The 6950-nt window shown below is 63.3% G+C and carries 8 protein-coding genes; 4 read left to right on the top strand and 4 right to left on the bottom strand.

Annotated features, from left to right (window positions below; translation table 11 throughout):
• Window positions 1–534 precede the first annotated feature (534 nt).
• From ACWEWT_RS38265 to ACWEWT_RS38250, 4 genes are all read right to left on the bottom strand, one after another.
• Entirely contained in the window at window positions 535–660 is a 126-nt protein-coding gene (locus tag ACWEWT_RS38265; protein ID WP_452565826.1) for a hypothetical protein, read from the bottom strand.
• Window positions 661–910: 250 nt separating this feature from the next.
• The gene (locus ACWEWT_RS38260) at window positions 911–1651 is read right to left on the bottom strand and encodes a DUF6796 family protein (RefSeq protein WP_452565825.1); all 741 of its coding nucleotides are present in this window, start codon (window positions 1649–1651) and stop codon (window positions 911–913) included.
• 35 nt (window positions 1652–1686) lie between these two features.
• Window positions 1687–1929 carry a hypothetical protein gene (locus tag ACWEWT_RS38255; protein ID WP_452565824.1) on the bottom strand — a complete coding sequence of 81 codons (243 nt, stop codon included), beginning with the start codon at window positions 1927–1929 and terminating at the stop codon, window positions 1687–1689.
• A 39-nt stretch (window positions 1930–1968) separates the two neighbouring features.
• Complete coding sequence (locus ACWEWT_RS38250; RefSeq protein ID WP_452565823.1) at window positions 1969–2193, bottom strand: hypothetical protein; 225 nt, start codon at window positions 2191–2193, stop codon at window positions 1969–1971.
• 728 nt (window positions 2194–2921) lie between these two features.
• Here ACWEWT_RS38250 and ACWEWT_RS38245 point away from each other — a divergent pair.
• The 4 genes from ACWEWT_RS38245 to eccCa form a co-directional block, all read left to right on the top strand.
• Window positions 2922–3248, top strand: coding sequence for a histone-like nucleoid-structuring protein Lsr2 (locus ACWEWT_RS38245; RefSeq protein ID WP_452565821.1), 327 nt, complete (start codon window positions 2922–2924; stop codon window positions 3246–3248).
• Between the two features lie 242 nt (window positions 3249–3490).
• Window positions 3491–3757, top strand: a complete 267-nt coding sequence (locus ACWEWT_RS38240; protein WP_452565820.1) for a hypothetical protein — start codon at window positions 3491–3493, stop codon at window positions 3755–3757.
• Window positions 3758–4225: 468 nt separating this feature from the next.
• A complete protein-coding gene (locus ACWEWT_RS38235; protein WP_452565819.1) occupies window positions 4226–4756 on the top strand; it encodes a hypothetical protein in 531 nt (176 codons plus the stop codon).
• Window positions 4757–5331: 575 nt separating this feature from the next.
• Window positions 5332–6950: type VII secretion protein EccCa (eccCa, locus tag ACWEWT_RS38230; RefSeq protein WP_452565817.1), on the top strand; the 1619-nt coding region annotated here is incomplete at its 3' end.

Here is a 6950-nt window from a genome sequence, read left to right as displayed (position 1 = left end):
CGAGCCCAAGACAGGTCTGTGTCCGGCGTGATGTGGCCGTCGGCTCGGGCGCGGGTGAAGGCGAGGTCGCAGTCGGCGAACACCTCGTCTTGAACTGTGCTCATCGACCATCGACGCGATCTTCACCGTCTTGCCATCCACAGTGGAGTCGAACTGGAAATCCAGCGCCACGTCACCTTCGGGGCGTCGGCCTCGATCGCCGGTATCGATGAGAACCCGGCTCGTTTGCGTGGGTGATGGGCCCGCGCCTGCAGGCCCTCGGACCGTCACAACCGGTGCACCCGCTTGATGTCCACGTAGCTGCCCTCGTCGAATCGCAACGCCGCCCACGCACGGCGGAACCCGTGACCGGGATGATCGACCGCATACGAGCGTAACCACACCGCAAACCTGGATCCGGATCGATCGGGGCCTGAGGAGCCGGCAACCGCCGATACGTCGAGCGATGTAACCCAACGACTCTGCACGCGAACCGTTCCGACATACCCATCACCTCTTTGAGCGTGTCCACGACGCGGCGTCCAGCCGTTGGGCTCACCATTTTCCCTTGGCGATCTCCCGCAGCGCGTCTTTCTCCAGCTCGGCGTCGGCCAGCAGCCGCTTCAACCGGGCGTTCTGTTCCCGCAGCTCCTTGAGCTCTTTAGCGGCGTCGGTGTCCATCCGCCGTACTGTCGGCGCCAGTTATGCAATGTCGCCGCGGATACTCCCAGATTGCGGCGATCTCCTCACCGGTAGCGACCCCGGCGGTGAGTTCGTCGGCACGGCACAGCTTCTCCCACGATGTCATCGGCGGAATGCCGCTTGCGTCCTGCCATGTTCCCAGTGTCCCTTCTGGCCCTCATCAGGGCCGATCAAGGACTCTAATCCCGGATGGACTCATTCACCGGGGACAGGCCACGGGGTCTTACCCCTATTTCACCGGGTGAATGGCCCCGGTTCCGTTCCGCAAGAGGGCAGTGGATAGTAGGAAGACCAGGAGGAGGCCGAGGTTGAATGCCGCACCGCTGAGCCAGGTGCCGATGGGTTCGGGTAGCAGGACAGCGATCACTGTTCCGATAGTGATGAGTGAGATCGGGTTGATGATCAGGGCGAACCATCGTGGCCAGGCAGTACGGTCGAGCGCGACGATCACAGCGAGGGCCAGCAGCGCGGCGCCGATAGTCACGATCGGCAAGTACCAGGCGATCTGCAGGACGTAGTGGTATTGCGTTGCCAGATCGAGAAGCGCGGGATGCGCGTCGGCAGGGGTGACGGTTATGGTCTTGTAGACCATGCCGAGGTAGTAGTAGCCGGCGTGGCCCAGTGGCGCCCAGGCGAAACCGGCCAGCAACATCACCAGCACCGGGATGGCCCAGCGGCGACCTGAGGGTTGCAGCCCTCGGAACAGGTGCCAGCTCCCGGCGAGGTAGAAGATGATGCCTACGTTGGCGACGAGCGCACCCGCCGCCAGACGTATCGCTGATGACGGAAGCATTGTGGCTGCCTTGTCGGTATCGACGTCGGCTGCGTAGGTTTCGAGGATGAGTGGGTAGTCGGTTGATGGCGCGTTCGCGCCGATGAGCAGGATATCGCCGAGTGTCCACAACACAGCGCCGAAGATTCCGGCGACGCCGGTCAGTCGCAGTGAGCGAAGGGATGTGCCGTTTGTCATCGATTTCCTCCGGGGTAAGTGCTCGTCGCGCTGTCTCAGCCGAGAAACGGCACGCCGATCGCTGCCGCGGCCACCGCGGTGCCTATCGCGATCGCCGCACCCAGTTGGGCGGTATTGAGCAGTTGATGTCGGCGGATCCAGACGAGTACTGCCCCCGTGGTGGATAGGGCGACCGCTGCCGCAGTGACCATTCCGGGTGAGTAGTCCCCGAACCACGCCGCGCTGGCGAGGTGGAACACGGCATTGACTGCGAATTGCCACTGGAACGCGACCGCCATGACCGACCAGTTGAGATGGGTGTTCGGCGCCAGTGCCCGCTATGAGCACAGCAGCACGATCAGGATCAGCGGGATATGGCCGACCGCGAACTTTTCGGTGGTCAGCGGTGCAAAATACTCGCTCACCCAGGCTGCGAACTGTGGAAGCTCCTCGAGGGTATGGGCGATAAACACCGAGAAGGGTGTCAGTAGTACCAGTGGTCGCAGCTGCGAGGTGTCGATCGCCGGAAATCGTGAGCCGGTGGTTGTGGTGGCGGTGGTCATTGATACTCCCAATTAGTTAATACATGCGAATGTGACTATATGTCATGCGACGGGTGGTTGCCACGCTCTTCCGACGATCGACTCCCGACGCCAACGGCGGGCTCTGGCATCTCACCCTCACCGAAAGAGGGTCGGTTCGCCGGGCTCGCTCTGGTTGCCGGACCTGGAACATCGCATCCCGGTAGGAGATCCGCCCGGACGTTTCGGACTACCGCGTCGACGGTCCGGCCGATAGCGTGCTCACCGAATCTTTGCTGTTGCGAAACGGTCCGGGATGGCGCTCGCGGCGTGAGCATCGGATCGGGTGGCCCGGTGAGCGAGGGCCTGGTTTGCGGGGTTGGGCACTGCTCGGTGTTCCGTGGTCGGCCTCGTACCGTCCGAGCAGTGCTCGATCAGCGGGTCGCGGAGACGCTGGCACCGGGGGCTTGAGACCGGTTGATCGATCATCACCAAGAGTACTGGGCCGGGGGCTCGGTCGGCATGGGCGGCGAACCGGGAGATGTTCTCGGCGAAAAGCTGTTTGGCGTGCAGAGTGGATCTGGGAGGTCGGGCACCCAGGACCGGGCCCGGGTTCAGTGCGTTTATCGCTGCGGCTTCGGCCCAGGCCGTACTCACGGTGAGGTGCAGTCGAGAGGGTTTTCGTCGGTGTTCTGAGAGAGGCCGGTGAGACGCTGCTACTGTGCCAGAGAATGTAGGGTCCGGCGGGGTTGTCAGTGGAGGTGTGGAGAGTGGCGCGCAAGGTTGTGGTGACCGTGATCGACGATCTGGATGGCGCGTCCGCCGCCGCTGAGACCGTCTCGTTCGGTCTCGATGGGGTGGGCTACGAGATCGACCTGTCCGAGGCGAATGCGCGGGAACTCCGTGCCGGCCTCGGGAAGTGGATTCCCTTCGCGCGCAGAGTCGGGGGACGAAGTCGAGCCAAGGCTCCTGCGGTGGGTCGGCAGAAGGACGCGAAGGCAGTGCGGGAGTGGGCACGCCGCAATGGGCATGATGTGCCCGAGCGTGGCCGTATCCCTTCCCTGGTGCTCCAGGAATACCAGCGGGCGGCGAGCTGACTGCAGGGCGAGCCCGGCCGATCGCGTGGACGCGGAGAGTGTCGTCGGGCCGCTAGCTTCATGCCGGTACTCGAACCGGGCTCGCGCCGGAGGCGATGCTGCCGTTCATCGGGTTGACGGTGGACGACGATCTCGCGGCTGCCGGTCGGGCGCCCTCTGGCCGCGGCCCGGCTCGCCATCGAGACCCCGCGGCGCCGAACCTGGACCGGCACGGTTGGCAGCGGTAGCAGGTTCTCGGAAGCATGCCGACTCTGGAAACCACTGCCGAGCTCGCCGGTGCGTCGATGGGGTTGCCCGGTGACGGATTCGCCATGCTGGGCGCACCCGACTCGATTCCGGCAACCATCGATGGTGTCGCTGTCTCCACGAAGTTCCTCGCGTGGATGGTGGGTTACAACAGTCGTCCGGTGGCCGAGTTGGTACAAGACTTCCCGGCGCGGACGGAAAAAGGGGAAACCCGGCCGCGGAACCTCGCTGAACTGCTGTTGCGTGAACTCTGGTGGTGCTAGAACCGGGTGGCGGAAATTCCGTCTTCTGCTCGCATCGGCCCGGGAATCGGGGTGGGTCCTGGATCCGAGCAACCCGGAAAGTGAGAGCGGGCGCCTTATCCGGGCAGATCGACCGTCACCATCTCCAGCACGCCCTGGTGATCTTGTCGGGTGGCGCGGTGCCGGTCTATTGAGACGGTACCCGACAGCTTCCCAAGTTCAAGTGGGCGTCCGACGAGGCCAGCGCGCTTCTGATAGGCACTGAGCGAGCGGGATCGAGACGAGAGGGTCGGAAGCCGTCCGGGTCGTATTGGATCGACAGGCTGGGACCAGCCAGCAGAATGCCTTGCACTTGCGGGCGATTTGTGAAGCTCGACCAGCATCTCGCGACACGAGGCCTCGCGATCAGCGCGCTTTCCGGTGTCAATAACTTCCTGCAGCTTCTGGAACATGAGGAGTTCATCGACGTCCAATGCGTTCCCCCCGTACTTGGACGCAGAGCAGCGCCTGGCGATCGCTCCATTGCTGTACGAGGACACCTCGCTGCTGGTGGTGAGCAGGCTGTTCGAGGGTGGAGGTCCGCGTGTGAACGTTGTCATCATCTCCACCGACCAGCATGCCGTTCGGTTCGGGCCACTGGTCGGCAAACAAGCGCAGTCGATCGGCAGCCTGGCGATCGTGACACCCGAAAGCTCGATGCCGGCCTTTCTGCAGGACGGGTTGGTCACCGATCCCGGTAATCCCCCTGGCCCGAACGCTCGGATCGAGGCAATCCTGCTGGAAGTGAAGGGACTTGTCGACTACACCCGTGCGGGAGTGATCCTCGAACAACACCTGTCTAAGGAAGTGGCCGAAGCCTTCGATTTCGTGCCCGCGGCTTGGACGAGCACGGTTGGGATCGGTTGTCGGCGCTGCGCCACGACCCGCCGTGAGGTCGCGATGGATGTGGTTTGTCCGTTGAGGTATGCGCGCCCTGGGCCGCTTGCCATCGTGGGTATGCTCGGCAGAGCCGGGAGCTGAAGGAATCCTGAAGGTGTGGCAGTAGCTCTTTCTGATTCGGGTTGTTGCGGTGTCTAATTAGGTCAATTGGTTCCAGCCTGGTCACTGGAAAATACGAGGAATTTGCCACTGCTCTTCACGGGTTGATCTTTTCGGCGAGGTCGGATTGGTTTGGATGAGTTTTCCGACCGTGTCAGGTCCGATGTGCCGTAGTGCAGATGATGCCGAGTTGGGCTTTTGTAATCTTCTTTCCCGCCGGGTAATAGGTTCGCGCAGCTGCCTGCCTATCACAGATTCGAGGGTATTCAATGGTTCCTGGAAAGCTCGAGCTTCGATGAAATCTCGGCTGCCTCGGGCGCTGTGGTTCGACGAAGGTTGCATCAGCGGGGGAGAGCCATACGGTGCGAGGTGTGATAGCAATTACTCGCGGCGCCCGTTCACGGACGGAAAACTGGTCACTGTAGTGGTTTTCAGTGGTGGTGCTCGCTTTGGGACACATCGCGCCCCCGCGGATCCGTCGAACGTTGACACCCATGAGTAGCACTCGGTCTTTTGTCCGGCCGGCCCGCATGGTGCGCGGCCCCAAGGCCCCCGCCGTGACTGAGCTCCGGCTGCAGCCACCCACCGAGCTGCCCCGGCCCGTGCCGATGTCCAGGCTCCGGATGATCATGCCCGTGATCATGGTGGCGGCAATGGTCGGCATGACGGTGATGATGTTCTCCGGTGGCCGCGCTATGTCGCCGATGATGCTGATGTTCCCGATAATGATGATCGTGTCGATGTTCGGCATGGTCGGCAGTCAATTCGGCGGTGGTGGCGGCAACAGCACTGCGGCCGGGCTGAACGAAGAGCGCAAGGACTACTTGCGTTCGATTGCCGACAACCGGAAAACCGTGCATGCGGCAGAATCCGAACTGCACCAATACTTGTCCTATACCCATCCCGGCCCTGCCGGGCTGGGCCGCTTGATCGGCGGTAAGCGGATGTGGGAGGTACAGGTCGCCAATCCCCAGTTCCTGCGCGTGCGGATGGGACGGGGACGGATCGCCAACCAGGTCCGGGTCATCGTCCCCGAGGCGGCGCCCACCTCGGATCTGGACCCTGTCGGCGTGGTCGAGCTGACCCGCTTCGCGAAGGCCTATTCGACCGTCGGGGGGATGCCGATGGCCGTGAATCTGCTGTCCGCGCCACTGATCCTGCTGGACGGTAATCCAAGGGCTGTAGCGGGCTTGGCCCGGGCCATGCTCGCCGAGATCATGGTCCTGCACGGACCCGACCAGGTGGCAATAGCGGCAGTCCTCGGCGATCCGGATTCGCCGGAGTGGTCGTGGTTGAAATGGTTGCCGCATACCCAGCATCCCGCGGAAACCGACGCTGTCGGCTCGAGCCGTATGGTGTACCGGTCGGTGGCCGAACTGCGGACCAAGGTGCTCGCTGGGCTCAACCGCGGCCCGTTCTCGGCGAACAATGAACCGGCGCTGGATAAATCGCACTACGTACTGATCGTGGAATCCGGTGGCGCGAACACCGATCGCGATATCTCCGGTATCGACGGCTGCACCTGGTTGCGGCTCGGCGAGTCCGAGCAGTCGCTGCCACGGTCGCTGAGGTTCGCCGTCGCCGCCGACCGAACTCTGGAGGAGAAGACGCCCAACGGCACCCGACTGATCGGCACTGCGGACACCATGTCCGTGCCGCAGGTCACCGCGTTGGCCCGCAAGCTGTCGCCGTATCGACTGTCCACTGTGGTGGAAGCGGTGGCCGCTGAACAGGCCAGTGGCAGCACCTCCTGGGAAGATCTGGTCGGTATCTCCGATCCGGGCAATATCCGGGTGGACCGGCAGTGGCCGGTGCGCCGCGACGCCGATCGCCACCGTCTGAACATTCCGTTCGGGCACGACCCCACCGGCCAGGTGGTGCACCTGGACATCAAGGAATCAGCCGAAGAGGGTATGGGCCCGCACGGAATGTGTATCGGCGCCACCGGTTCCGGTAAATCGGAATTCCTGCGCACCCTTGTGCTCTCCGCGGTCGCCGAGCATTCCCCGGATGTGCTGAACCTGCTGCTCGTCGACTTCAAGGGTGGCGCTACCTTCCTGGGTTTCGATCGGCTCTCCCATGTGACCGCGGTCGTCACCAATATGGAGGAGGAAGCCGACCTCGTCACTCGTATGGAAGACGTGATCAACGGTGAGATGGCCCGCCGGCAGCGCAT

The sequence above is a fragment of the Nocardia sp. NPDC003963 genome (genome assembly GCF_053605105.1).
Note: the sequence above shows the minus strand (reverse complement) of the source record. Positions and strands in the feature narration are given on the sequence as shown.